General features: G+C 43.0%; 27 protein-coding genes. 17 read left to right on the top strand and 10 right to left on the bottom strand.

Annotation, left to right across the window (positions count from 1 at the left end):
- Positions 1 to 60: 60 nt before the first annotated feature.
- A complete protein-coding gene (gene ribA / locus ACIG3F_RS02690; RefSeq protein ID WP_396469290.1) occupies positions 61 to 663 on the top strand; it encodes a GTP cyclohydrolase II in 603 nt (200 codons plus the stop codon).
- 138 nt (positions 664 to 801) lie between these two features.
- Here the strand turns inward: ribA and hemN are convergent, their stop codons facing one another.
- Complete coding sequence (gene hemN / locus ACIG3F_RS02685) at positions 802 to 2175, bottom strand: oxygen-independent coproporphyrinogen III oxidase (protein ID WP_396469360.1); 1374 nt, start codon at positions 2173 to 2175, stop codon at positions 802 to 804.
- A gap of 235 nt (positions 2176 to 2410) precedes the next feature.
- Between hemN and hemF the strand changes: the two genes are divergently transcribed.
- The 5 genes from hemF to ACIG3F_RS02660 all read left to right on the top strand — a co-directional run bounded on the left by hemF (position 2411) and on the right by ACIG3F_RS02660 (position 7374).
- Positions 2411 to 3367: an oxygen-dependent coproporphyrinogen oxidase gene (gene hemF, locus ACIG3F_RS02680; protein ID WP_396469289.1), complete on the top strand. Its 957-nt coding sequence runs from the start codon at positions 2411 to 2413 to the stop codon at positions 3365 to 3367.
- 134 nt (positions 3368 to 3501) lie between these two features.
- Complete coding sequence (locus ACIG3F_RS02675; protein ID WP_396469288.1) at positions 3502 to 3708, top strand: hypothetical protein; 207 nt, start codon at positions 3502 to 3504, stop codon at positions 3706 to 3708.
- A 99-nt stretch (positions 3709 to 3807) separates the two neighbouring features.
- Complete coding sequence (gene aroE, locus ACIG3F_RS02670; protein ID WP_396469286.1) at positions 3808 to 4596, top strand: shikimate dehydrogenase; 789 nt, start codon at positions 3808 to 3810, stop codon at positions 4594 to 4596.
- A gap of 397 nt (positions 4597 to 4993) precedes the next feature.
- Complete coding sequence (locus tag ACIG3F_RS02665; protein ID WP_396469284.1) at positions 4994 to 6817, top strand: acyl-CoA dehydrogenase C-terminal domain-containing protein; 1824 nt, start codon at positions 4994 to 4996, stop codon at positions 6815 to 6817.
- 347 nt (positions 6818 to 7164) lie between these two features.
- Positions 7165 to 7374: a cold-shock protein gene (locus ACIG3F_RS02660; protein ID WP_004281542.1), complete on the top strand. Its 210-nt coding sequence runs from the start codon at positions 7165 to 7167 to the stop codon at positions 7372 to 7374.
- A 221-nt stretch (positions 7375 to 7595) separates the two neighbouring features.
- Here ACIG3F_RS02660 and hemW read toward each other — a convergent pair whose 3' ends face one another.
- Complete coding sequence (hemW, locus tag ACIG3F_RS02655) at positions 7596 to 8750, bottom strand: radical SAM family heme chaperone HemW (protein ID WP_396469282.1); 1155 nt, start codon at positions 8748 to 8750, stop codon at positions 7596 to 7598.
- Between the two features lie 126 nt (positions 8751 to 8876).
- On the opposite strand from hemW, the gene ACIG3F_RS02650 reads away from it, so the two are divergent.
- Together ACIG3F_RS02650 and ACIG3F_RS02645 are read left to right on the top strand one after the other, a co-directional pair.
- A complete protein-coding gene (locus ACIG3F_RS02650; protein WP_005249857.1) occupies positions 8877 to 9335 on the top strand; it encodes a DMT family transporter in 459 nt (152 codons plus the stop codon).
- Between the two features lie 39 nt (positions 9336 to 9374).
- Positions 9375 to 10733, top strand: a complete 1359-nt coding sequence (locus ACIG3F_RS02645; protein WP_396469280.1) for an MATE family efflux transporter — start codon at positions 9375 to 9377, stop codon at positions 10731 to 10733.
- A 202-nt stretch (positions 10734 to 10935) separates the two neighbouring features.
- Here ACIG3F_RS02645 and ACIG3F_RS02640 read toward each other — a convergent pair whose 3' ends face one another.
- Positions 10936 to 11148, bottom strand: a complete 213-nt coding sequence (locus tag ACIG3F_RS02640) for a DUF1737 domain-containing protein (RefSeq protein WP_004645018.1) — start codon at positions 11146 to 11148, stop codon at positions 10936 to 10938.
- Between the two features lie 285 nt (positions 11149 to 11433).
- Here ACIG3F_RS02640 and ACIG3F_RS02635 point away from each other — a divergent pair, with 285 nt between their 5' ends.
- Positions 11434 to 12732 carry an ABC1 kinase family protein gene (locus ACIG3F_RS02635; RefSeq protein ID WP_396469278.1) on the top strand — a complete coding sequence of 433 codons (1299 nt, stop codon included), beginning with the start codon at positions 11434 to 11436 and terminating at the stop codon, positions 12730 to 12732.
- 96 nt (positions 12733 to 12828) lie between these two features.
- Complete coding sequence (locus ACIG3F_RS02630; RefSeq protein WP_004732342.1) at positions 12829 to 13080, top strand: type B 50S ribosomal protein L31; 252 nt, start codon at positions 12829 to 12831, stop codon at positions 13078 to 13080.
- 89 nt (positions 13081 to 13169) lie between these two features.
- Here the strand turns inward: ACIG3F_RS02630 and crcB are convergent, their stop codons facing one another.
- Positions 13170 to 13550 (bottom strand): fluoride efflux transporter CrcB, encoded by a 381-nt coding sequence (gene crcB / locus ACIG3F_RS02625; protein ID WP_396469276.1) that lies wholly within the window; start codon positions 13548 to 13550, stop codon positions 13170 to 13172.
- A gap of 174 nt (positions 13551 to 13724) precedes the next feature.
- Between crcB and ACIG3F_RS02620 the strand changes: the two genes are divergently transcribed.
- Positions 13725 to 14057: a HopJ type III effector protein gene (locus ACIG3F_RS02620; protein ID WP_396469274.1), complete on the top strand. Its 333-nt coding sequence runs from the start codon at positions 13725 to 13727 to the stop codon at positions 14055 to 14057.
- Positions 14058 to 14131: 74 nt separating this feature from the next.
- On the opposite strand, the gene ACIG3F_RS02615 is transcribed toward ACIG3F_RS02620, so the two are convergent.
- Positions 14132 to 14695, bottom strand: coding sequence for a hypothetical protein (locus tag ACIG3F_RS02615; protein ID WP_396469272.1), 564 nt, complete (start codon positions 14693 to 14695; stop codon positions 14132 to 14134).
- A 190-nt stretch (positions 14696 to 14885) separates the two neighbouring features.
- Here ACIG3F_RS02615 and ACIG3F_RS02610 point away from each other — a divergent pair, with 190 nt between their 5' ends.
- A complete protein-coding gene (locus ACIG3F_RS02610) occupies positions 14886 to 15509 on the top strand; it encodes a class I SAM-dependent methyltransferase (protein ID WP_396469270.1) in 624 nt (207 codons plus the stop codon).
- Between the two features lie 24 nt (positions 15510 to 15533).
- Here ACIG3F_RS02610 and ACIG3F_RS02605 read toward each other — a convergent pair whose 3' ends face one another.
- Together ACIG3F_RS02605 and ACIG3F_RS02600 are read right to left on the bottom strand one after the other, a co-directional pair.
- The gene (locus ACIG3F_RS02605; RefSeq protein ID WP_396469268.1) at positions 15534 to 16112 is read right to left on the bottom strand and encodes a hypothetical protein; all 579 of its coding nucleotides are present in this window, start codon (positions 16110 to 16112) and stop codon (positions 15534 to 15536) included.
- Positions 16113 to 16139: 27 nt separating this feature from the next.
- Positions 16140 to 16607, bottom strand: a complete 468-nt coding sequence (locus ACIG3F_RS02600; RefSeq protein WP_005249841.1) for a Holliday junction resolvase-like protein — start codon at positions 16605 to 16607, stop codon at positions 16140 to 16142.
- 124 nt (positions 16608 to 16731) lie between these two features.
- Between ACIG3F_RS02600 and ACIG3F_RS02595 the strand changes: the two genes are divergently transcribed.
- The 5 genes from ACIG3F_RS02595 to ACIG3F_RS02575 all read left to right on the top strand — a co-directional run bounded on the left by ACIG3F_RS02595 (position 16732) and on the right by ACIG3F_RS02575 (position 22034).
- Positions 16732 to 17376, top strand: a complete 645-nt coding sequence (locus ACIG3F_RS02595) for a ParA family protein (protein ID WP_174894167.1) — start codon at positions 16732 to 16734, stop codon at positions 17374 to 17376.
- Positions 17377 to 17504: 128 nt separating this feature from the next.
- The gene (locus tag ACIG3F_RS02590; protein ID WP_224216247.1) at positions 17505 to 18635 is read left to right on the top strand and encodes an AI-2E family transporter; all 1131 of its coding nucleotides are present in this window, start codon (positions 17505 to 17507) and stop codon (positions 18633 to 18635) included.
- A 122-nt stretch (positions 18636 to 18757) separates the two neighbouring features.
- Positions 18758 to 19300: a superoxide dismutase [Cu-Zn] SodC gene (gene sodC, locus ACIG3F_RS02585; protein ID WP_396469265.1), complete on the top strand. Its 543-nt coding sequence runs from the start codon at positions 18758 to 18760 to the stop codon at positions 19298 to 19300.
- 127 nt (positions 19301 to 19427) lie between these two features.
- Complete coding sequence (yccS, locus tag ACIG3F_RS02580; protein ID WP_396469263.1) at positions 19428 to 21611, top strand: YccS family putative transporter; 2184 nt, start codon at positions 19428 to 19430, stop codon at positions 21609 to 21611.
- A gap of 120 nt (positions 21612 to 21731) precedes the next feature.
- Positions 21732 to 22034, top strand: coding sequence for a DUF3817 domain-containing protein (locus ACIG3F_RS02575; protein ID WP_396469261.1), 303 nt, complete (start codon positions 21732 to 21734; stop codon positions 22032 to 22034).
- 213 nt (positions 22035 to 22247) lie between these two features.
- Here the strand turns inward: ACIG3F_RS02575 and ACIG3F_RS02570 are convergent, their stop codons facing one another.
- From ACIG3F_RS02570 to ACIG3F_RS02560, 3 genes are all read right to left on the bottom strand, one after another.
- Positions 22248 to 23477 (bottom strand): MFS transporter, encoded by a 1230-nt coding sequence (locus ACIG3F_RS02570; RefSeq protein WP_396469259.1) that lies wholly within the window; start codon positions 23475 to 23477, stop codon positions 22248 to 22250.
- A 98-nt stretch (positions 23478 to 23575) separates the two neighbouring features.
- Positions 23576 to 24592, bottom strand: coding sequence for a hypothetical protein (locus tag ACIG3F_RS02565; protein WP_396469258.1), 1017 nt, complete (start codon positions 24590 to 24592; stop codon positions 23576 to 23578).
- A gap of 76 nt (positions 24593 to 24668) precedes the next feature.
- Positions 24669 to 25046, bottom strand: a complete 378-nt coding sequence (locus ACIG3F_RS02560; protein WP_396469358.1) for a hypothetical protein — start codon at positions 25044 to 25046, stop codon at positions 24669 to 24671.
- Between the last annotated feature and the right edge of the window lie 127 nt (positions 25047 to 25173).

The following is a 25173-nucleotide window of genomic DNA, read 5'->3' as shown; positions in this document are numbered from 1 at the left end:
TACCAATGTTCAATCATTACGCTATACTTTAGCCAATTTCAGGATTTAACGGGTTCAGCTGTGCCAATCGAATTTGTCGCAACGTCAAGATTACCTACCGCTCACGGTGAATTTAAAATTACTGTATTTCAAGACCCTAAAACCGGTGAAGAGCATGTCGCACTTTCCAAAGGACTTGAAGAAGTATCAGATGAACCTGTGGTGGTTCGCGTACATTCTGAATGTTTAACCGGTGATGCCTTTGCTTCACTCAAATGCGACTGTGGCCCGCAATTGCAAGCGACTTTAAAACTGATCAATGAATTAGGCCGCGGGGTCATTCTGTATTTGCGTCAGGAAGGGCGTGGCATTGGCCTGACCAATAAAATTCGTGCCTATGCCCTGCAAGATCAGGGACATGACACAGTAGATGCCAATTTAATGCTGAACCTGCCGGCGGATGCACGCCAATATGATATGTGCAGCATTATGTTGGATCATTTACAGGTGAAAGCAGTACATCTCGTGACCAACAACCCTTCCAAAATTGAAGCTTTAAAAGCCCAAGGGATTAATGTGGTCGATCGTGTGCCTTTGACTGTAGGCTTAAATCCTTTTAATGAACAATATCTTAAGACCAAGCACGAACGCATGGCACATCTTTATAAAAAAGATGATTTTTAATATTTTTAAACCCCTTCCCACCTTATTTTAACTTAATTCCTCCAAACCTCCCTTTCTTGCGCTTCGACTTAAAGCAATGCTTAAGTCTTGCTCAGGGAGGCTTTCCCTCTTTTTCTTGAAAATGAGGTTAAGGGGAGATTAAATCGTCATTGAGAAAATCCGGTTCTCCGGCATCCGTCGCTTTAAACGTAAATCAAAAGCCATACAAATATTGCGTACAAATGGTTTCCCTTTCTCCAGAATCGTGACTGACGAGTCTGCAAATTGAATCAAACCATCCTGTGCCATTTCCTCAAGCTGTTCCAAAACCTCATCAATTTGAGGGAAACGTAGTTCGGGATTTTCCCATGAGGTGCTAAAGCTGCACATCAAATTTAGAATATGTTGCCGGATGATCAGATCTTCCTGATTTAAGACATGTCCTTTAAATACTGGAATTTCATTGCGCGCCAGGCATTCATAATATTCTTCAATGGTTTTCACATTCTGCGCAAAGCTGTACCAGCTATCGCTGATTGAAGAAATCCCGAGTCCAATCATCACCTGGGTTTTAGAGGCGGTATATCCCATAAAATTGCGGTGTAATGTTCCGGCTTGAAAGGATTGATACATCGCATCTTTTTCTAAGGCAAAATGATCCATGCCAATTTCATGATAACCATGCGCGAGTAACTTCTTTTTACCCGCTTCATAGCATTCACGTTTGATCGCATCTTTGGGCACATCAGCATCTTTAAAACCGCGCTGACCATTACCTTTAATCCAGGGCACATGTGCATAGCTATATAAAGCCAGACGGTCTGGCAAAAGCGAATTGGTTTGCTCAATAGTATTTAAGACGTCTTCCAGACTCTGAAATGGCAGACCAAAGACCAGATCATGGGAAATCGATTCATAGCCAATTTCTCGCGCCCATTCGGTCACCTGTTTAACATTTTCATAAGGCTGAATCCGGTGAATCGCCTTTTGCACGGTTTCATTATAATCCTGCACCCCATAACTGACCCGACGAAAACCCAGATCATACAATCCTTGCAAATGCTCACGTGTGGTATTATTGGGATGGCCTTCGAAACTGAATTCATGCACAGATGCTACGTCTGCTTTGGCCAAAATACCTTGAATCAGTTGGGTTAAATGCTCAATAGAAAAGAAAGTCGGTGTTCCCCCACCCAAATGAATCTCTTTAATCAGAGGCTTTTCTTGTAATAGCTCACAATATAAATCCCATTCTTTCAGCACTGCCTGAATATAAGGCTGTTCAACTTCATGGCGTTTGGTCACGCGCTTATGACACCCGCAGAAGGTACACAGGCTTTCGCAAAATGGTAAATGGATATACAGACTAATGCCTTCGTTTTGATTGGATTCCGCAAAAGACTTTTTTAACGTTTGCTTCCATTGTTCCAGCGAGAAATTCTGCTCTTCCCAATACGGAACAGTGGGATAACTGGTATAGCGTGGCCCGGGAACATTATATTTTTGAATCAGGGAATTGACCTGTACCGACATGATACCCACCTTTACCATCGAAAAATGCTCAAGCCAATGAGCGCTTGCGAGTTATTGTGCTGAGCTTGAAAAAAGAATTCAACCTAGCCATTTAGTCGGATTTAATGCCACATTTTACCCATGAATCATGAAACTCAAAGCCCACATCGATGCAGTGCATCACCAAATACACCTTAATCTTTGACTGATTTTATGCTTTGATGTCGTTAGTTTTTTATTTACTTACGAGGCTCTGATGCAGCATCCTACATCTACGGATATTCAACGCGTTCGTGAATTTCTCCTCGACTTGCAGGCACGGATTTGTGCAGCACTAGAACAGCAGGAACGTGCTGGCGGCGGTACAGCCGAATTTATCATCGATGACTGGGAGCGTCCGGAAGGTGGTGGCGGCCGTTCACGTGTTTTGCAAAATGGTACGGTGATTGAAAAAGGCGGGGTGATGTTCTCCCACATCAACATTTCAAAACTGCCTGCTTCTGCGACTGAACGCCATCCCAATATTGCTGGTGCCAAAGCACAGGCCATGGGTGTATCACTGGTGATTCATCCCAAAAACCCGAATGTACCGACTTCGCATGCCAACGTGCGTTTATTTGTCGCAGAAAAAGAAGGTCAGGATCCGATCTGGTGGTTTGGTGGCGGTTTTGATCTGACTCCGTTTTACCCGAATGATGAAGATGTATTGTCTTGGCATCAAACGGCGCATGATCTGTGTGCGCCATTTGGCGAAGATGTTTATCCTGAACATAAGCAATGGTGTGATGACTATTTTTACCTAAAACATCGTGATGAACAGCGCGGCGTTGGCGGTTTATTTTTTGACGACCTGAATCAATGGGATTTTGAAACCTGTTTCCAGTATATGCAGGCTGTAGGCAATGGGTATCTGGAAGCCATTCTGCCAATTTTCCAACGCAATCAGGATAAGCCTTATACCGAAGCACAACGCGAGTTTCAGTTGTACCGTCGTGGCCGTTATGTGGAATACAATCTGGTTTATGACCGCGGCACCCTGTTTGGCTTGCAGACTGGCGGCCGGATTGAATCGATTCTAGTCAGCCTGCCCCCGCTTACCGGATGGTCTTATCGTCCTGAATGGGATGAAGGCTCACCGGAAAAACGCTTAACAGATTATTACCTGAAACCCCATGACTGGTTAACAGAATTAAAATCCAACGCAATGAAATGATACAAACGGCCCTCAAATAGAGGGCTGTTTTAATAGATATATCCTCTATACTGCGGCATAGAAATACCTGATTTGATCGCGGCACCCTATCGCTACATCGATCACATTCCATTTGATGTCTAGTGAGAATAACAATGCATAATCTTCAATTAAATCTACCTGTGTTGGCCTTTTGGCTTTTTCTGGCTCTCGCCATCAGCGCGATGAGTACCGCAATTTTGAGTCACAACCTGATTCTGGATGGCGCCGCTATTCTGGTAAGTATCCTGACTGGGTTTGGGGCTGTTCTCAGTATGGCGCTGATGTTTGCGGAACATATTATGGATATTTGCAGTTCTTAAAACCCCGATAATTTAACAGCAATTTAAAATCGCGCAGGCTTTAGTCCCTGCGCTTTTTCACGTATATTGATGGCCATTTCCGCACATGGACATTGTGAAATGAGCAAACAATTTGCCGTGATTGGTAACCCGATTGAACAATCACGTTCTCCAGAATTACACCATGCTTTTGCTGCTAAAACTGGTGTCGACCTGAATTACACTAAACGTCTGGCGCCACTAGATGGCTTTGAAGCCAACATTCAGGAGTTCTTTAGCAATGGCGGTAGTGGCATGAATGTCACCGTACCCTTTAAAGAACAGGCTTTTGCCCACTGTCAGGTGCTGAGTGAACGGGCCAAAATTGCCAAAGCAGTGAATACCCTGTGGATGGAAAATGGCATCCTGCATGGCGACAATACCGATGGTCAGGGACTGGTTGAGGCAATTCGGGCATTAGACTGGCCACTGGAAAATACCAATATTCTGATTATTGGTGCAGGTGGTGCCACGCGTGGTGTGATTTATCCACTTGCGCAAACGGGTGCGAAAAAAATCGTGATTGCCAATCGTACCTTGGCACGCGCAGAACAGCTGGTCGCTGATCTTCAGGAGGCCGTACCGCAAGTCGAATTACAGGCGATTTCACTAGATAATTTAGCCGGTGAATTTGATTTGGTGATTAATGCCACCTCTGCCAGCCTCAGCGGTGATGCTTTGGTTTTACCAGAAACGTTACAGTTTAAAAGAGCCTATGAAATGGCCTATGGTAAACCTTCTTCCTTTCTGGATCAGGCCAAGACACGCGGTGTACCGACATCCGAAGGCTTTGGCATGCTGGTCGGTCAGGCGATTGAATCTTTTTACATCTGGAATGGTATTAAGCCGGATTTAAAAGAGTTTCTTTAAAACCCCTATCTATCCAATGAGTTCAGTTCGGGTTGCAACTGCAACCCTTTACTCCCCTCCTACTAATTTTTATAAGCTAAAAAACCATAGATTGGTTTTAATGACATTTTAGAAGGAGTTATTTTGCGACCCAAATCCGAGCATAATTCATACAAAAATATACTGGACAAATCACCTTTTAATTCATTAAAGTCCATTGATATAACAAGTTTTTAATCTTCCTGCAATGTAAACACCTAATGATGAAATTCGACGATTGCATTCATTAGCCTTAAAAACCGATTCGCTTTTCTGACATTTTTATTCACTGAATTCATCAATGTTTTTTTATCCCGAATGTGAATAATCAAAGAATCGATACAGATAATCCAAAACTATTTCAATCAGGATTAAACGCATGCCAGCATATAAAGCCCCTTTACACGACATTCGCTTCCTTATGAATGAAGTGCTTGACTACCCTGCGCACTACCAGAATTTGTCGAATGGTGAATATGCCGATGCCGACACGGTAGACATGATCTTAGAAGGTGCGGCAGATTTCTGTGAAAATGTACTGTCGCCATTGAATCAAAGCGGTGATGAAGAAGGCTGTCATTTTGAAAATGGCGAAGTGAAAACACCGAAAGGCTTTAAAGAAGCTTACGACCAGTTTGTACAAGGTGGCTGGCAAGGTCTGTCTTATCCTGAAGAATTTGGTGGTCAAAACCTGCCAATGTCTTTAAACCTGATTAAATCGGAAATGATGGGGACTGCAAACTGGTCATTCCAGATGTATCCGGGTTTAAGTGTGGGCTGTATTAACACTATTATCCAGTATGGTACCGATGAGCAGAAAAACACGTATCTGCCGCATCTGGTTGCAGGAACTTGGGCGGGTACCATGTGTCTGACTGAACCGCAATGTGGTACGGATCTGGGTCAGGTTAAGACCAAGGCAGAGCCGAAAGAAGATGGCAGCTATGCGATTTCAGGGACCAAAATCTTTATTTCTGCAGGCGAGCACGATCTCACTGAAAATATCGTGCATATCGTACTGGCACGTCTTCCGGATGCACCGCAAGGCACCAAAGGCATTTCCCTGTTTATCGTGCCAAAATTTATCGCTACTGCAGATGGCGGAATCGGTGAACGCAATCCAGTGAACTGTGGCTCGATTGAACACAAAATGGGGATTCGCGCTTCAGCAACGGCTGTACTAAATTTCGACAATGCGACTGGTTACCTGATTGGCGAACCAAACAAAGGTCTGCATGCCATGTTCACCTTCATGAATACAGCGCGTATTGGTACTGCGATTCAGGGTATTTGTCATGCTGAATTGTCATTCCAGGGTGCTTTACCGTATGCCAAGGAACGTATGTCAATGCGTGCCCTGTCTGGCAAAAAAGATCCGGAAAAAGTAGCGGATGCGATCATTCATCATGCCGATGTACGCCGTATGCTATTAACGCAAAAAGCCATTGCTGAAGGTGGTCGTGCCATGATTTATCATGCTGCACAAATTGCCGATAACATGAATGATGCTTTGCTGCGTGGCGATACTGCTGCCTTTGAACAGCATGATGATCACTTAGGTTTTTATACCCCAATCCTGAAAGGCTTCCTGACCGAAATGGGCTATGAAGCATCAAATCATGGTATGCAAGTCTTTGGTGGACATGGCTATATCAAAGAATGGGGCATGGAGCAGATCGTACGTGACTCACGTATTTCTACCCTGTACGAAGGTACTACAGGCGTTCAGGCACTAGATCTGATCGGCCGTAAAGTGCTGTTGACCTCGAAAGGCAAAGTGATTCGTGATTACACTGCTGAAATCCTGAAATTCTGCGGTCAGCATGCACGGAATAAATACATGCGCCGTTTTGCCTGGGATTTAACCAAGCTGTGTGCACAGTGGAATGCTTTAACCGTGCGTATCATGCTGGCAGCACGTAAGGACCGCGACATTGTGTCTTCTGCGTCAGTCGATTTCCTGATGTTCTCCGGTTATGTAATGATGGCATACTTCTGGGCACAGCAAGCTGCAGTCGCTTCAGCTAAATTGGCATCTGGCGAAGGTGCGGAAGTTCCAGAATTCTATAAAGCAAAAATCAAAACTGCTGATTTCTACTTTGAACGTATTCTGCCACGTACCCAAGGTCATGCAGAAGCGATGGTGAATCCGTCTAAAACCATGACGGCACTCGCGCCAGAACACTTTAGCTTCGATTACTAAGCTGTAAATTGACTTGAAAAGAGCGCTCCGGCGCTCTTTTTATTGATGTAGATGCCCTTCTTCAACTTAAAAAACCTTTCTGAATAGAAAATATACAAATTTAATTTTATATTTTTCAACATCCTAATAAATTAGCCAAATAAAACGCTTGTATATCTCAAAATAAGCGGTATGATAATCCCAACTAGAAAAATTCTTGTTTTGGTTAGTCTTCTTTTAAGTATCGCAGTTTTAGTCATAAACCTTCGTATTACAGATCAAAAAGCTCCATCCTTTTTATTTTTCAAAGTTACAGTTAGTCATCTGAAATTTTGGCTATAAATTCATACGATTCAATAGGTTATATTATGTCTAATACAGTTAACGGTACAGTAAAATGGTTCAACGAAACTAAAGGTTTTGGTTTCATTCAACAAGAATCAGGTCCAGACGTTTTTGCTCACTTCAGCGAAATCACTGGTTCAGGTTTCAAAACTTTAGTTGAAGGCCAAAAGGTTTCTTTCAGCGTAGCTCAAGGTCAAAAAGGCCCTACAGCTGTAAATATCGTTGCTCTATAATTTAGAAGCAAGATATTGAAAAAAAGCACTCTTAGAGTGCTTTTTTTGTGCCTGAGATTTTTAAAGTCTGCTCTTCTCTTTTCAAAGATTACATTGAAGATCTGAAAACAGATAACCTCTAGGCTATAAAAAATTCCTGACCTGGGGAAATCTGCGCAATAAAAAAACCTCATATAGATTTACAAGAGTTTTTCCAAAAATGAGCAGCGAATTAAAATCAGTTAAAGAAATTCTTCTAATACTGAATTTAAAAAGATATGCCCCTGCTCGGTACAAGAAAGTCGGTCTTGATCATCGACCATTAATTTTCTTTCACGTAAAGAGCTTAGTAACTCATGTAAAGTATCTAGACCCAAACCGGTACGTTCTGCATAGAGTTTAGCTTCCACACCCTGATTTAAACGTAAGGCATTCATCATAAATTCAAAAGGTAGGTCGGTATCTTCAATGCGTTTAAACTGTAGATGTTCAGCAGGTACTTTGGCTAAGTAGTCCTTAGGTAAACGGGTTTTCTGGAACCGATATACGCCATCCGGCTGAGTGACTTTGCCATGTGCTCCGGCACCAATTGCCAGATAATCACCAAACTGCCAGTAATTCAGATTATGTGCTGAAGGCAATTCTTTACGCCAAGCGGAAACTTCATAGTTGATAAAACCCTGAGATTTTAAGTAGAGCTCACCCTGCTCCTGAATATCTTCCAATACTTCATCGACAGGCAAAATCGGTTGAGTCCGGAAAAATACCGTATTTGGCTCAATCGTCAACTGATACCAGGAAATATGGGTAGCACCCTGCTCCACTGCCAATTTTAAATCATGCAAAGCCTGTTCTAAAGTCTGTTCCGGCAAACCATGCATCAAGTCAACGTTAATGCGCTGAAAGCCAGCTTCACGTGCCAGCCCAATCGCAGAGATCGCATCTTCATTGCTGTGAATCCGTCCCAAACGCTTGAGATGATCGGTATTAAAACTCTGTACCCCAATCGACAAACGGTTAATGCCGGCCTGCAAATAACCAGCAAACGGATCATGTTCGACCGTACCGGGATTGGCTTCCAGCGTAATTTCACAGCCTTCAGCAAAGGGAATAATGGCTTTAAGCTGATCAAACAACCATTGATAACCTGGGGCAGAAATCAGTGACGGCGTCCCTCCACCAATAAAGACACTGTGAATCTGCCGGCCTTGGGCAAAATCGACCTGAGTTTTAAAGTCTTCCACCAGTGCTCGTAAATATTCCTGTTCCAATTCCAGTGATAATTGACCATCCGGAACCGCATGCGAATTGAAGTCACAATAAGGACATTTGCGCACACACCAAGGCATATGAATATATAAGGACAAAGGGACAGCAGCAGGATTCAATTCAGCCAAAGAACTACTCAAAAACGATTACAAGATATAGCGGAATTTTAACATGACTCGGCGGCAACACTGCTAAAATTAAATTTGATCGTGTGATATGTCTAAAAATTTAAATAGAATTAGTCAGTTAAAATTATGAAAATATCTTCTCAACTTATTATTTTACTTCCTCTGGTTTTTGCAATCGGTGTTTTATTAACACTCCAGACCGCAATTAATACACAACTGAAAGAATATTTATATTCGCCTATTCAAGCTGCATTTTTTTCCTTTTTGATTGGTACAATAGTGCTCGCCGTAATCGTACTTTTTCAGTCCAATCCCAAACCCGGTTTACAGGAACTGATGAGTGTTCCGTGGTATTTATGGCTCGGGGGAATCGTGGGTGTATACGCGATTAGTATGAGCATTTATGCAGCGCCCAAACTTGGCTTTCTGGTTCTTAGTGGTCTCATTATTTTTGGTCAGATGGTGATGTCGATGCTGGTCGATCATCTGGGATTATTGGGTAATGAAAAAATGCCGGTTAACTGGCAACGTCTTTTAGGCGGCGTGGTAATTTTTATTGGTGTGCTTCTCACTTTACAACGCTAAACCTTCTATTTAAGCACATGATCACGATGAGTAATTTTTGTGTCGAATGTTTTACCAGTCACAACCTTTAGTTTTGAATTAAAAAAACTTTTTCATCTGATGCTGCCTATTCTGGTGACCCAATTTTCTCAGGCTGGTCTGGGCCTGATTGATACCATTATGGCCGGTCACCTGTCTGCTACCGATCTTGCCGCGATTGCCGTCGGAGTAGGACTCTGGATTCCGGTGATGCTGCTGTTTAGTGGCATTATGATTGCCACGACACCTTTGGTTGCCGAAGCTAACGGCGCACGTACACCTGAAAAAATTGCCACCATTGCACGTCAATCGCTTTGGGTTGCTTTGATCCTCGGAGTAATCGCCGGCTTGATTTTGCAACTCCTGCCCGCCACTTTACCCCTCTTGGGTGTACCGGAAAGCTTGCAACCTAAAGCCGGTTTATTCCTGCATGCCATTGGTTTTGGTATGCCAGCGGTGACCATGTATGCGGCCTTACGCGGCTATTCTGAAGCGATTGGAAATCCGCGTCCGGTTACCGTGATTAGTTTATTGGCGCTAGTTTTGCTGGTTCCGCTGAACTATATCTTTATGTATGGTCTTGGCCCTGTTCCAGCCTTGGGCAGTGCAGGCTGTGGGTTTGCCACAGCGATTTTGCAGTGGTTAATGCTCATAACTCTGGCATTGTATATCTTTAAAAACAGAGCCTATCAGCGTACTCAGCCTTTTACTCACTGGGAAAAAATTAACCCGGAATGGGTGAAGCGTATCCTGCAACTAGGTTGTCCGATTGGATTGGCGATCTTCTTTGAGGTCAGTATTTTTAGTACTGCTGCAATTGTGCTGAGTCCTTTAGGTGAGACCATTGTCGCTGCCCATCAGATTGCTATTTCTGTCACTTCACAACTGTTTATGATTCCCATGTCACTGGCGATTGCCTTGACCATTCGGGTCGGTACCTATTATGGCGAACAGAACTGGCAAGCCATGCGTAAAGTACAATATCTCGGCCTGATCACTGCCACTATTCTGGCGATTCTGACCATGATTCTGCTTTGGGTTTTCCGCAATGAAATCGTGGCACTCTACACCTCAGATATGATCGTGACCCAAATTGCGGTCTATCTGATTCTGTTTGCCATTGCCTATCAACTGATGGATGCCTGGCAGATCAGTGCAGCAGGTTGTCTGCGCGGCATGCAGGATACCAAGGGGCCGATGTGGATTACCATGCTGGCTTACTGGGTCATCGCCTTCCCGGTCGGGGTATATCTGTCCCGCTTTACAGAGATGGGGGCAGCTGGTGTTTGGGTTGGCCTGATTGTAGGTCTAAGTGTTGCCTGTGTTTTATTGCTGGCACGACTCTATGGCAATAACAGACGTTTAAGCTTAAAGGTGTAAAAACTTAGTGACTTTCAAGCAATCTTAAATATTGTGTAGGTGGCATGGATGTCACCGTTGAGCTGTAATACAGGGAAGTATCATCAGATCAACGAAACGGTTTTTTACTTTTGCCATGACAAAAGTAAGAACTGCCTACGCGACAGCATAAAAATAAAAAGATGAGGCTATGACACTTATAATTCTTATTTTAATGTAGAAATTAAGAATCAGCTTCTAAAGCATCCTTCAATCTTTCTGGAAGTTTCGATTCATCCGCCACATCTTTAATCACTACCTGCCCCACAATCACATCCGTACCATTAAAAGTCATGGTGGGTGAACCATATAACTCATAACCTTCATTTAAGGCACGGGTCACCCGCGCACAAAAATGTACATCATCCTTCCCAGTAAAATATCGATAGACTTTCATTGAATTTTCTTCATTACTACACTCTGTTTATTCTAAGCTTTTAGCCATAAAACAACATTCAGAATTAATACTCAGCCTTATCTAAAACGATGATGGATTCCGGCATATTTTTTAGTTTAGCCAAGGAGATAAAGATAAATCTTTTATCAAATCAAAGATGATGCATTAAACATGGAGAAGCTGAAGGAAATCACAACACAACCTCTACAATTAAATCTAGGCAATTGAAACTTTGTCACCTATGATCAAATACATCCATTCATAGTTGGTTTCAAGGAATCTCGCATGGCAAAAACGGCTAGCACACCCGGTCGTCGCTTTATGAAACTTGCCGGAATGACCGCAAGTATTGCAGGTAAAACCCTCTCCAATTCCATTAAAAATTTAACTGCCGATGACGAGCAGAAAAATACTGCGCGCAGTAAATTATTTCAGGATATTGGTGTGCAGATTGCGGATACCTTGGGGGAAATGAAAGGCGCAGTCATGAAAGTTGGCCAGATTGCCTCGCAATATAAAGATGTTTTCCCGCCCGAAGTCGCCAAAGCCATTGCTAAGTTACAGCGTCAGGCGCCACCCATGCCGTTTAAAGAAATTAAGGCACAAGTGGAAAAAGAATTGGGTAAACCTCTGCAGCAGCTTTTCCAGCAGTTTGATGAGCAGCCATTTGCCGCAGCCTCGATTGGTCAGGTGCATAAAGCCACTCTGCCAAATGGCCAGCAAGTTGTGGTCAAGGTGCAATATCCTGGTGTGGATGAAGCCTGCGAAAGCGACCTGAAACAAGTCCGTCTGGCACTGCGTATGATGGGCGTATTAAAGATTGATCGTAAACTTCAAGATCAATTATTTAAAGAAATTAAGCACAGTCTGGACAATGAGCTGAACTATGAAATCGAAGCGCAGAATCTGGAAATCGCCCGTGCCTTCCATGAATCTCTGGACAATAAAATTGTGATTCCGAAAGTGTTTCATGAGTATTCATCGCGGCATATTTTAACTTTGAGCCAAGAGCTTGGTGAAAGTATTGAAACCGCTAGCACTTGGTCACTCGAAACCCGAAATGCTTTGGGACGTCGTCTGTTCCGCGCCATTGGCCAGGAAATTTTTTATCTGAAACGCTTTCACTGTGATCCACATCCGGGCAACTTTGCATTTCGTGAAGATGGTTCTGTGATTGTTTATGATTATGGTGGCGTTAAAACACTGTCGACTGAAGTGATTGGACATTTCAGAGAACTGATCCATGCTGCACGCGAGAAGAATATTCCCGTGATCGAGCAACAGCTGGATGCGCTGCATTCCTTGACTGAAACTGGAAAATTCCCGAAAGAATTATATGAACAATGGCTGGAAGTGCTCATGCGTCCTCTAGTCACCCACTATGATTTCGCCGAAAACTCAGCGCATCATGATGGGATGGAGCTACTGAAACCTTCGTTGAAATATTGGGATGTGTTTAAGCCTTCCCCTGATACCTTGATGGTGAACCGCACAATTTCAGGACAATACTGGAACCTGATTCATCTCAAAGTACATGATGATTTAAGCAATGTATTTGAGGAACTGGTACCGAGTCGAAGCTAAGTTGAGAAGATCAGCTTACACGCTGTAACCCTAGATTACTTGAAATATCAAATGTTACATTATAACGTTTAATCAAGAATCATGAGGAAGTTAGATATGCGTTCAGATATCCATCCCGAGTATCGTGAAGTGTTATTCCATGATACCAATGCCGATGCCTATTTTGTGATTGGCAGCACGATGAACTCGAGTCAAACCAAAGAATATCAAGGTAAAACATATCCTTATGTAACACTAGATATTTCGAGTGCATCACATCCTTTCTATACGGGTGAGCAACGTCAGACCAGCAATGAAGGACGTGTAGCAAGCTTTAACAAACGTTTTGGCCGCTTTAAACGTGGTTAAAAACTAAAACCCTCGGTTATCTTAAGGTTTAAATCGTGGTTTATGTCAGGAAATGACCTCCAATTTCCTGACTTTTTTATGCGCTTATTTTAACTCTGTGCCAACAGGAGTGAAGTTAAATAAAAGCCCAGCGCCAGAACAATAATGCCAACAATTAAGCTGGATAATGCATATAATAGCGCTAGGCTGATAGCGCCTTGTTTCAATAACATAAAGCTTTCCAGACCGAAACTGGAAAATGTGGTAAAACCACCGAGAATCCCCACCATTAAAAACAGACGAGCTTCTTGTTGGAGTGCTGGATATTTCTGGCTACAGGCAAAAAAAATCCCGGCACATAAACAGCCCAGAATATTGATCCACCAAGTGGGCCAGGGAAATTGCATTTGTGGTTTAAACAGCCAAAGTCCTGCTGCATAACGCAGACTGGCACCAATTGCCCCACCCGTTGCCACCCAAAGCCAGCCCATATTTTTTCCTATTTTATCAATTCATCAGGTTTATTTTATCCAAAGCTTCATGTTGAGCATGGAGAGTTTTCATTATTATCTTGAACTGAAAATCAATGAAATACCATGGAACTTCGCAAGAAAATTGCTATATTTATCGCATCGAATTTTCATGAATGGCACAGGAAAAAGAATATGGCACAGGATTTATTGGCCCAGTTGGCAGCAGGCGAAGCAAAATTTGCCGATGTGATTGCATATATCGAATCCCGTTATACGCATACACCGACTGCATTTAAAAATGGCCAGCAGAATAATGCGGCTACAGAAAACCAGGGCAGCGCCAAAGTCTTTTCTTTTGCACAATTAAATGGTCTGGATCAGGCACAGACCTTAAGCCTGTTTGCTGAGCATTATGCTTCTGTATTGGCAACGCCAGAGGCGAATGATCATCAGAATATCCGTCAATTTATGCTCAATGGCTGGGATGGAATTGCCTTTGAAGGTCAGGCTTTAACTGCGAAGTAAGTGCTAAACAGATAAAAAAACCGCTCAAAGGAGCGGTTTTTTTATGCAACTCAGAAATGTACAGAATGTCTATTTTAGCTTTTACCGACTTTTTCAATCCACTGAATGGAACTGACGCGGAAAACTTCACAGGCACCATCACCCGTATCGGTCGGAGTTAAGGATGATTTCCAGACCAGATCTTTGTCACGCACTTCAACCAGTTCCCCCTGCATACGCACCAGATCGCCACGCTTTACCTTTTTAATTGCCTTGGCAATTTCAGGATTGGCAGGAATAATGTGCATATTGGACACCATCTGCTTGGCTTGTTCTACCGGCACTGGCACCCGATCCATTTTCCAGTTCAAATAACGATCAAATTGATTGACCGTGATATGTCGAGCAATTTCAGGCTCAGCAAACAGCCCCCAACTGACGGCATAATCAATCGGAGAGAATTTGGCTTGCGGGTCAGAACTATAAACCTTTGAACCCAGAATACGAAAATCACCTTTAAAAGGCTGCAAGACCGAAATTGACTGGCCTTTAACGACGGGAGGCAAGCCTTTGGCAATATTGTGGTCGACCGAGCTATAGCCCGAAACAGGCAGCAACAGGCTGGCCAGCAAAGCATAATGTTTAAAGTGTTTGAGCATAATTTTAATCTAATCCTAATCAAGTTGATCAAACGTTTTAAGGATATCTTCCTTGATCTTACGGATTTTTTAATGAATAAACAGTTGAACTTGGTAACAAACTGCACGTATTTAGTCAGCTCGAGATATGCCTGTCATTTTATTTTTCAGTTAAGCTAGAACGTATTTCCATCAAATTAAAATAACTCAAATGCTGTATAAACTTTATCAACAACATATCTTTCCGCATCTGCTGAATCAGGTGATGCAAACACCATCCCTGATGGACTTGCGTCGTGAATTGCTTTTGGACATTTCAGGTGAAGTGCTGGAAATTGGTTTTGGTACCGGCTTGAATCTGCCTTTTTATCAATCGGTTGATAAGGTCTATGCGCTGGAACCAAACCCGGCGATCTTCAAACTGGCAGAAGCGCGAATTCAACAGGCAGGGTTTCAAGTCGAGCATATTCAGGCCAGCGCAGAAGCTTTGCCTTTTGTTGAAAATAGTCTGGAAAATATTGTGTCTACCTGGACGCTTTGTAGTATTGCAGAGCTAGAACAGAGCCTGCAGGAAATTTACCGTGTGCTACAACCGGGTGGGACTTTACATGTGGTCGAACATGTTCTGAATCGACAAAATTTAAATATTCAGCGTCTGCAACATTTACTCACTCCCATTCAAAAGAAAGTCGCAGATGGCTGTCATCTGAATCGGGATATTGAAACCGCCTTGCTGGAAACTGGTTTCGAAATAGAAACCTTAAGTTATGTAGATGCCGAAGGTATTCCGAAGATTGGCCAACGCATGTTGTTAGCACGATTTCGTAAACCATAGGGCTAATTCACTACTCTCTTGTATTTAGTGCTGCTGGACGTGGGTTACTTGCAGCAACTGACAATGAGCATCATATTCAGAGCCTGTCCCAACCCGGAATTCTTGTCCAGTCGTGCCTGAATGAACTGTCACCAGATCACCGCTGATGGTGATTTTCTGCCCCGATTTTAGCTGGCGAATCTGATCGGCAATTTTTTCAGTGGCAGCAATCAGACTGAAATGCTGCACATGCGTATTGACGAAGTCACGATCCACTTTGCTAATTTGTCCTTCAATCTGATAGCAGCGCTTTGCTTCATCAAACTCCAATGTTGCCTGCATGGCCGGCAGCGGTTGAGTCAGCAACAGCACATCAATATTGCTCAGATAGGCCAGATCATTAAAATGCCCCACCACAGGGCTGGCCTGATGCAGCACCCGACGATCAGGTTTTACGAAACGGTGATCATGCACAATATAAGTCGCTGATATACGCTTGACCGGTTCTACTTTAAAGTTTTTAAGTACGCCTTTTTCTTGCAAATGCGGAATGGCACGAAAAAACTCATTCCAGACCCAGAGTCCAAGCATAAACAGCAGCGCAGTGATCAGTAATTTTTGCATAATTTTTTATTCTTCACTGGATTTCGGTCAATCCTGAAAATCAATCCGAATGGTTTCAAAACGTACCCGCCCTTCCTGAACCGCACGGGCAATGGCTTGCTGGCCTTTGGTCAGACGTGCTCCGCCACTTTTAATGTCAATCAAAATCACTTCAATATCTTCAGCGTCGCCTTCGCCATCACGAAAATCGGTATAGCCATCAAAGACCACATAATCGACTGGATCGCCCAGAAACTTGGCATCACTCGGCAGATATTGAAATTCCGGCATGATCGGCGCGAGCTGTTCCGCCATTTTACCTTTGAGAACGGCACGGCTGGTATTCACGCTGCGTTTTTGCGCGGCAATGAGGGACTGCTGATGCTCCAGTTCCAGCTCGGCAATATACTGCTCATATTCGGCTTTGATCCGTCCATTACGCGTCTGACTTAAAATAATAGTGGTCAATACCACCCCGATACATGCGCCAATCAGCATGGCCATCCATATGGACATTCAATCTTCCTAATTTGCCTGATTTTTATAGCATCGCATTCGACTGAAGTTGAGGACTTCGGCCATTTGCATACTTGAAAAGAATGATATGCTAGGCCGGAACAGAATAAAATCACCTTGAGTCATGAAAACAATTTTAGTTGCGAATCAGAAAGGCGGTTGTGGCAAAACCATGACAGCCATTAGTTTAGCGTCAGCACTCGCACAAAAGGGTTATAAGGTGGCATTGGCCGATGCCGACAACCAGAAATCAACATTGCAATGGCTCAAGCATCGTCCGGCACAGGTGGCACAGATCCAAAGTCTGGACTGGCGCAACAGCAAGTCCATTGGTGATGCGCCGAAGCAGATCGAATACCTGATTATTGATGCACCAGGTGCTTTGACCGATGATCATGCCGAACAGCTGATCAGTGAAGCACATGCGATTATCATCCCGATCCAGCCTTCATTTTTTGATATTGATTCGACCCGCCGTTTTCTCAAACATTTGCAGGACATTAAACGCATCCGTAAGGGCAAGGTTGAAATTTTACTTTTGGCCAACCGTACCAAACCAAATGCCGCCAGCAATCAGGACATACAGCAGTTTTTTGACAAGATTGACCAGCAGCCAGTGGCCTGGATTTCGGAACGTGCTCCTTATAGCCGACTGGCTATGGAAGGCCTGTCCGTCTTTGATAAGCCTCAGAAAATCTACCGGGAACTGCAGGCTCAATGGCAACCGGTACTGAATGCCATTATTGATGATCCGAGTCAGTGGTTTTGAGTCAATCGTCTGAATCGCGGTGTAGCTTTGGGAAAATAATCTCGCTACTTGGCTAGCTATCATTTTCGAGCGCTTTTTTTTCAGTTAATATGCCTGAACACGACCTAAAAAATGAGTCATTAAATTCAGTGCAACAGTACGCGCCTACATTACAAAAAGTCTTATTATTTGGATTGTTCTTTATCCTGATTTTTTTGAGTTTTCATATACTCAAGTATTTCATCATTCCTGTAGTTTGGGCAGCCATTATTGCCTATATGACTTGGCCGCTGTATCAGTCGGTGTTACGCCTGTGCGGCAATCGACCGACATTGAGCGCAACTGTAATGATCTTGGCCGTGATTCTGGTCTTTGGTCTACCATTTATTTTCGCCATTTTCATGTTGCAGCATGAAGGTCGTAACCTGTATTTTGAATTGCAGCGACAAGTGTTTTCCGGTCACCTGAATGTCCCTGATTTTATTCGCGGGCTTCCGATTGTTGGCAAGGAAATTACCCGAACCTTAAATGAAATCAATACGGATCCGCAGAGTATTGCACTATCGGTATCGACCTGGATTCAAGGTCATCTGAATTACGGCAAAGTGGTGTTGAATGAAGTTAGTAAAAACATCTTTAAATTATGTTTTGCGATACTTTCGCTGTTTTTCTTCTACCGTGATGGTCAGACCATTTTAAATCAGGTGCGTAAAGCCTTTGAAATGGTGGTCGGTCCACGTGTACATCATTATTTTTCCACCATTTCTGCGACTACACGTGCCGTAGTATATGGCGTCGGTTTGACCGCAATTGCACAATCCTTATTGGCTGGTCTGAGCTATTTTGTTGCAGGTGTGCCGAATCCGATGGTTTTAACCATTGTGACCTTTATTTTTGCCCTGATCCCCTTTGGTCCACCCCTCGCCTATAGTGCGGTGGCGCTATGGCTGTTTTCACAAGGACAAACCATTGAAGCCATTGGGGTCATGGTGTGGGGTGTCTGTATTGTCAGTACTGCCGATAACGTCATTCGTCCACTGGTGATTTCTGGCGCAACCCAGATTCCTTTCCTGCTGATCATGTTTGGAGTCTTGGGTGGTATTGCCAGTTTTGGTCTGGTCGGGGTGTTTATTGGCCCGGTGATTCTGGCTGTACTGCTTGCAATCTGGCGTGAATGGTTACATGAAAGTAATCTGAATGAACCTTTGATGATGCCTAAAGCCACCATGGCACATGAGATTGATCCGGAAACACAAGACACACCGCCCAAAGCACCTTAAAGCATAGATAGAATCGACTTAAACAAAACAAAACATTTAAGTACTGATTCTATATAGAGCTTCTGATCTTGCTCTGTTTAAATGAATCCACAAAACAGAATAAAGATCAGGATGCCAAAATCATGTCTTCATTGTTTAAAATTACGACACTTTGCGCGTTAAGCGCTGCACTTTTTACCGGTTGTGCCTCAACCTCTCCATCAAATGAAGTGGTCAGAGCAGTGACTGTGAATGCAGTAACTGCTCAAGGCGTGAGCCAAGAGATTGGGACCGTCTTACTTAGTGACAGCCCAGCCGGTCTGGTTATTCGTACCAACCTGAAACAACTTCCTGCGGGTGAGCGCGGTTTCCATATTCATGAAAATGGTTCATGTGCGCCTGCCATGAAAGACGGCAAGATCGGCGCAGCACTGGCTGCAGGTAGCCATTACAATCCAAATCAGGCTCCACATCACGGTACACCAGTGACCGGTCATCTCGGTGATTTACCCGCATTGAAAGTCAATACTGACGGAACTGCACGTGTCACCCTGCTTGCGCCACGTCTGAAACTGGCTGATGTTCAGGGTCGTGCGATTATGGTACATGCCGGTGGCGACAACTATTCCGACAACCCATTACCCTTGGGCGGCGGCGGTGCACGTATTGCCTGTGGTGTGATCTAAAACACCTTCATGCCAATGACTCAATAGAAAAACGGGCACTATGCCCGTTTTTTATAGACATTTCCTTTATTTTGGCGTCTAAATTGCATTCAGAACTTTGCGTTTTTACTTCCCGGATCCTGTCCTTGTGAATGCTGCCCGACCTGCGACTGCTACTTTTGTTAAAATTATAAAACCTGCCCTGCTGCCCTTTCAGTCCAGTGCGCTGATGACTTATTGCCTGCAGATCCTGCTGGTGTTTTTAGGTACTACTTTCGGTCTGAAGTTTCTGGGTTATGAGTTCTTGATCGTTCCAGTAACTTTAGGGGCAATTGCCACGGCACTGACTGATTTTGATGACCGGCTAAGCCTGCGTTTGCGCAACCTGTTACTGGTCATCATTCTGTTTTTTAGTGTCAGCAGCATTCTGGAATTTCTTGCTCCGCATAAATTCTGGTTTGCATTGTGGCTGTCACTGTCGAGTGCGCTGTTTATTCTAATGGGCGCCTTAGGCCAACGTTATGCCACAATTTCATTTGGCACCATTTTACTGTCAATCTATACCATGTTCGGCCTGGGCGAATATCAACACTGGTATGAACAGCCGCTTTATTTTGTCATTGGGGCACTCTGGTACGGCCTGACGTCTATTCTATTTTTTCTGCTGCGTCCTACCTTGCAGGTTCAGGAAAATCTCGCACAAAGCTTGCAGCACATGTCGGATTTACTGCTGAGTAAAGCCAAACTGTTTGATCCGGACCAGCATCCGAATGTTGAAAACCTGCTCTATGAGTTGTCATTTAAAAATACTTTAGTCATTCAGAGTTTTAACCGCAGCAAAGATTCACTCTTGACCCGGCTGAAAGCGTCACGTGCCAATCGCAATACCATTTACTGGCTGAATCTGTATTTTCTGATGCAGGATATTCATGAACAGGCCACGGCCAATTATCTGCATTATGAACAGATTGAACAGCATTTTAGCCGCACTGACCTGATTTTCCGGATTCAGAAAAATATCCGCCTGCAAGCCCTCGCCTGTCAGCATCTGGCAGGCTGTGTGCTGCGCAATGAAAAATTTTATCTGTCTGCAGATGATGAACTGGCATTAAAACATTTACAGGAATCGATGCAGGACTGGATTGCTCAACACCCACAGAATATTGAAGTTAAAAATTTACAGCTTATTCTGGCCAATCTGCTGAGTGTACATGAGCAGTTACAACACCTGCATGATCAACAGGCACTGTATAAGCCACGCTATCAGCAGCATTTTGATGACCTGAGTCTGTTTGATGATGATATTCGCGATAGCACAGATCTCTGGCTGAAACTCAAACCGCACTTGAGTCCGCAATCGGCACTCTTTCGGCATGCTGTGCGGATTGCCATTGTGTTTCTAGTCGGCTATGCCATTTCATTATTGCCCTTTGCGAAAAATGGCTACTGGATTTTACTGACCAGCCTGTTTGTCTGTCAGATCAGTTATTTTGCCACCAAAAGCCGGCTCAAATTGCGGACCCTAGGAACATTATTAGGGGTCATGCTGGGCGTTCCCATTCTGTATTTTGTGCCAAGTGTCGAAGGTCAGTTACTCCTGACAGTGATTTTTGGTGTCGGTTTTTTCTATCTACGTTCCAAAAAATATGCCATGGCCACTCTTATGGCGACCTTGATGGTACTCCTGATTTTTAACCTGAAAGGTGCCGGTTATGCCATTATTTTACCGCGTATTATTGATACCCTCATAGGCTGTCTGATTGCCTGGATGGCAGTAAGCTGGATCTGGCCTGACTGGAATTTCCGCAATATTTCCAGCAATATTAAAAAATCATCACTTGCTACGCTGGACTATTTTGCTGCAGTGGTCGAGCAATATCAAAACGGTAAAGATAACAGTATTGCTTACCGGACTGCACGGCGTCTGGCCCACAATGCACAGATTGATTTATCCAGCATGATTTCAAGCCTGAGCACCGAACCGAATCCAGATCCGCAACTGGTTAAAAGTGCCTTTCGCTATCTGGTCTATAGCCACAGCCAGCTCAGTTATATTGCAGCATTGGGGAGTCACCGTGAGCAGGTTAGTGATACACAAATTCTGGATTTAATGCGCTGGTGTCAGCAAACCTTAACTGGGGTATTGCTGCAACAACAGCCTTTAAATACCTACGGCATTGGTCATAAACTGGCAGAAATTCAACGCTTAAGTACCCAGGAAAACCAGTCAGCACATCTGCTTTTGGTGCTGAAACAGATCAGTTTATTGCTGGAAACCTTACCGGAATTACTAAAATTACGTCATGAATTATTAGGTGCCGAGATTAAATAACCAACTGCTTCACTTGGTTATAACTTATTAAAAATATTGAATATATCTTTATTATTAAGATTCAATATTCAGGTGATATTCGGTACACTCAAAACTAATTCGGTTAAATCAATATGTATTATGAACATCAAAACTTTGCGTCTGGTCGGTTTGCTTGAAGGGATTTCATTCCTGCTGCTGTTATTTATCGCGATGCCAGTGAAATACATGCTGGATAATCCGATTCTGGTGAAATATGTCGGCATGGGTCATGGCGTATTGTTTGTGCTGTTTCTGGTAGTTTTATTTGCGGTATGTGAAAAACAGAAATGGTCTCTCAGCATGTTTGTGATGGGTTTAATCGCTTCAATCCTGCCATTTGGTCCGTTTATATTTGACCTGAAATTAAAAAAACTAGAGCAGCCCGTAGCTGAAGAGGCTTGATTAATCCCTCTCTAACTCTCTCCCACAGGGAGAGAGGACCTTCAATATCTATCTATTCTTCATTATTAATTCTAAAAACCATTAAATTTAATGAAAATTCCCTCTCCTGAGCAAGTTTTAAAGCACCGCTTTTAAAACGAAGCGCAAGTGAGGGTTAGGGAGAGGTAAATTTTTTAGAAAATAATCTTTAAGCAAAAAATAAATTTTAAAAAATCAAAACTCTCCACGCTCCTGTCTTTCCAGCATTAACTGTTTGAGCTGCATGCGCGGCAAAGTAAACCACAGTGCAATCAAAATAAAAGATGCACTGCAATAGGCCCAGATATCATAAGCTTCATACGCCATTCGTACTGCTTCAATCACTACAAAAAAGCTGAGCATCAGGATAATGGAAACCGTCGCGGCCACTGTGCCTTTGGACACTTCAGAAGACATCAGTGCAAAACGGTACAGTACCGAAAAACTTACACCCTCACCGAGACTGATACAGGTGGTACCGATAATCAGGCAATGGACAAAATACTCTGGAATCAATAAGCCCAGCATCAATAAACCGGCACCCAGCAGCATCAGTGGCAGACCCAATAATACGGTTTTACCCAGCGGCATTTTATCGATTATTTTCAGCAAAATCAGATTACCTGCAATTAGGCCGCCCAAGACCGGAAACTGCGCCAGACCATATTGCACACTACTGAATCCAAATTGCTCGACCAGAATCACCGGGGACAAGGCAATCCATAACATCAAGGGCAAACTCACCAAAGGCAAGGCTACAGTCATGATCACAAAGCGTTTATTTTTTAGAACCTGTTTAAAGTCATCCAGAATATAGCTGACTGGCTGTCTGGGAATACTGGCGTTCAGGTTTGGCATTTTGGCTTTCAGGCCGAACCAGCTCAGAAATGACAGAAATGCGATACCGATAAAGCCCCAATGCCAGGAGATATGATCAATCATAAAGGCACCCAGCACTGGTCCTAGCAAGGGTGCCAGCAAAGACACATTGGCCATGAGTGCCATGACTTTGATGGCATCACGTTCTTCAAAGCTTTCCTGAATGGCGGCATAACCTACAGCGGTAATAAAGGACAGGCCAAAGCCCTGTAAAAAGCGCAGAAATAAGAAACTTTCGATATTGGGTGTTAATAAAATAGCCAGACAGCTGAGGGTGAAAAATGCCACACCGCCAAGCAATACCGTTTTACGCCCGAGACGATCGGACAATGGCCCCAGGATCGCTGCGACAAATGCCCCGCCCAACAGGAAAAAGGACATGGAGGATGGTGCCCATGAACTACTCACACCAAAATCACGGGTAATCGCCAGCATGGCCGGCTGAATCAGGTCATTACAGATATAGACTGAGAATTCAAACAGGACCAGTGCCAGCGGGAACATGAGTGTGGCACGGGTCAGTTTTTGGGTTTGGATGTTTTGCATGGGAGTTTTTATTGTCAGTCTGCTTGTTTTAACAGATTGAACTTTGTCTAAAATAAAAAGGAATTTTAGCAGAGATCAGCTTTAAAGTATTTTGAACTTTAACCACCCTCAATCGATTTCTTTATTTTTAATGATTCAGCTAAAACCTTATTTGCTTCTGTCAGTAATTTAACTTGTTCCAATGAATTATCGGAATTTGAATTAGTCTTCGAATCGTTATAAAGCTCTTGTCCAAAGAAGCGATCAGCTAAATGTTTACGTAGCTCTAAACGCTCTTCATCTTTAAATTCACGCGCATACAAAGGGAATGAGGCCAATTCTGTACCTAACATTTGAGCTTTATATGCAACTTTACGATGTTTCGATGATTCACGAGCTAAATACCAAGCAGGTGTAGTTAAGCTAAAAAGCATCAAAGTTTTGATCAAGCTTTCCCAACCTAATGGAATATGTATATAACTACTATCTTTTAAATGATTCCAGTTTTGAATTGAAATATTCAGAAAACCTAGAACTAGTATGATTCCAACTATTGCAAAAATACCTAATGCCCAATTGCGGTATTGGTCTGCAATATCTATCTCTCGATTATAGATATCTCTATATAATTGTCCTATTTGAGAATTACTTTGCTCATCTATTAGCTGACTAAATGCAGAATTTTTATTTTTCAAGTCGGCAAAAATAGACTCCATCTCTTCATAATTTTTTAAGAAAGCGCTGTGCTCTTTGTTTAGCTGCTCTTGTTGATTTTTTATTGTAGATAATGTTTTTTCTAACTTAATGATATTTTTGCTTTCAATATCAATATTTTCATTTATTTTTTTATTTTGAGTATTAATCAAATAAGTACTTATTTGCTTTGCTCTTTCATTAATCATTTCAATATATACGGAATCTGCTTTTTGGTTGTATGAAAAAATATATCTTTTAAAATCATTTAAATAATCCCTTTTTGAGGAAAAATAAACTTCTGGGACATTATAATCTTGTAGGGTCTTTCTCAAATCTACTAGAACCCTGAATCGAGTTTTACCCTGTTGATCCTCACCATCTAATAAAATATCTATTTCATGTATTAATTGTGAAAAAAATTTCTCAGATTCATTATTCAAAGATTATTCCCCAAAAGCAAAAAGCGCATCACTAAGATACGCTTTTAACCAAAATCTGCCTAAAGATCAAACACTATTATGGACAGACCGCTTTCTGGAAAGTCTTGGTATTTGCCCCACGTGCACAACGATACAACTTCTCGGTATTTTGCAGCATCCAGCTGTTATCTTCCCGTTTAAAATAATAAATGGTCTGCACTGTACGTACCGAATCATCCATTAACCCAGTTTCAGTGACTTTGACCTGTCCAATCGTGGGCGATTCTACTTTGTCAAAGAACTGGCGCAATTCAACCGTTGCCAGTTCCTTACGCAAATCCGGTCTTAATTGTAAAACCTGTTCCAAAGGCGTATCCGAAGACGACTGTACCTTTGCAATGACCTGTTGAGCAGTTGCACAGCCTGAACCCAATATACCAAAAGCGAGAGTTGCGACTGCCAATATCCGGAACATATTGTTTAACCCTATATCATCATTCTTATTGCAACCCATCATGCCGAGCTTCTTAGTACAAAACCATTTAGACTCTGTAACTGTATTTACACAGCAATAAAAAAGCGCACCTTTCGATGCGCTTTTT

Source organism: Acinetobacter sp. NPDC052428 (genome assembly GCF_044547685.1).
GTDB classification, from domain to species: domain Bacteria; phylum Pseudomonadota; class Gammaproteobacteria; order Pseudomonadales; family Moraxellaceae; genus Acinetobacter; species Acinetobacter lwoffii_G.
Note: the sequence above shows the minus strand (reverse complement) of the source record. Positions and strands in the feature narration are given on the sequence as shown.

Coding starts and splice junctions, on each gene's coding strand:
- hemN (WP_396469360.1), bottom strand. CDS start 2,175: ATGTCGGTACAGGTCAATTCCCTGATTCAAAAATATAATGTTCCCGGG.
- hemF (WP_396469289.1), top strand. CDS start 2,411: ATGCAGCATCCTACATCTACGGATATTCAACGCGTTCGTGAATTTCTC.
- ACIG3F_RS02675 (WP_396469288.1), top strand. CDS start 3,502: ATGCATAATCTTCAATTAAATCTACCTGTGTTGGCCTTTTGGCTTTTT.
- aroE (WP_396469286.1), top strand. CDS start 3,808: ATGAGCAAACAATTTGCCGTGATTGGTAACCCGATTGAACAATCACGT.
- ACIG3F_RS02665 (WP_396469284.1), top strand. CDS start 4,994: ATGCCAGCATATAAAGCCCCTTTACACGACATTCGCTTCCTTATGAAT.
- ACIG3F_RS02660 (WP_004281542.1), top strand. CDS start 7,165: ATGTCTAATACAGTTAACGGTACAGTAAAATGGTTCAACGAAACTAAA.
- ACIG3F_RS02650 (WP_005249857.1), top strand. CDS start 8,877: ATGAAAATATCTTCTCAACTTATTATTTTACTTCCTCTGGTTTTTGCA.
- ACIG3F_RS02640 (WP_004645018.1), bottom strand. CDS start 11,148: ATGAAAGTCTATCGATATTTTACTGGGAAGGATGATGTACATTTTTGT.
- ACIG3F_RS02635 (WP_396469278.1), top strand. CDS start 11,434: ATGGCAAAAACGGCTAGCACACCCGGTCGTCGCTTTATGAAACTTGCC.
- ACIG3F_RS02630 (WP_004732342.1), top strand. CDS start 12,829: ATGCGTTCAGATATCCATCCCGAGTATCGTGAAGTGTTATTCCATGAT.
- crcB (WP_396469276.1), bottom strand. CDS start 13,550: ATGGGCTGGCTTTGGGTGGCAACGGGTGGGGCAATTGGTGCCAGTCTG.
- ACIG3F_RS02620 (WP_396469274.1), top strand. CDS start 13,725: ATGGCACAGGATTTATTGGCCCAGTTGGCAGCAGGCGAAGCAAAATTT.
- ACIG3F_RS02615 (WP_396469272.1), bottom strand. CDS start 14,695: ATGCTCAAACACTTTAAACATTATGCTTTGCTGGCCAGCCTGTTGCTG.
- ACIG3F_RS02610 (WP_396469270.1), top strand. CDS start 14,886: ATGCTGTATAAACTTTATCAACAACATATCTTTCCGCATCTGCTGAAT.
- ACIG3F_RS02605 (WP_396469268.1), bottom strand. CDS start 16,112: ATGCAAAAATTACTGATCACTGCGCTGCTGTTTATGCTTGGACTCTGG.
- ACIG3F_RS02600 (WP_005249841.1), bottom strand. CDS start 16,607: ATGTCCATATGGATGGCCATGCTGATTGGCGCATGTATCGGGGTGGTA.
- ACIG3F_RS02595 (WP_174894167.1), top strand. CDS start 16,732: ATGAAAACAATTTTAGTTGCGAATCAGAAAGGCGGTTGTGGCAAAACC.
- sodC (WP_396469265.1), top strand. CDS start 18,758: ATGTCTTCATTGTTTAAAATTACGACACTTTGCGCGTTAAGCGCTGCA.
- ACIG3F_RS02575 (WP_396469261.1), top strand. CDS start 21,732: ATGAACATCAAAACTTTGCGTCTGGTCGGTTTGCTTGAAGGGATTTCA.
- ACIG3F_RS02570 (WP_396469259.1), bottom strand. CDS start 23,477: ATGCAAAACATCCAAACCCAAAAACTGACCCGTGCCACACTCATGTTC.
- ACIG3F_RS02560 (WP_396469358.1), bottom strand. CDS start 25,046: ATGTTCCGGATATTGGCAGTCGCAACTCTCGCTTTTGGTATATTGGGT.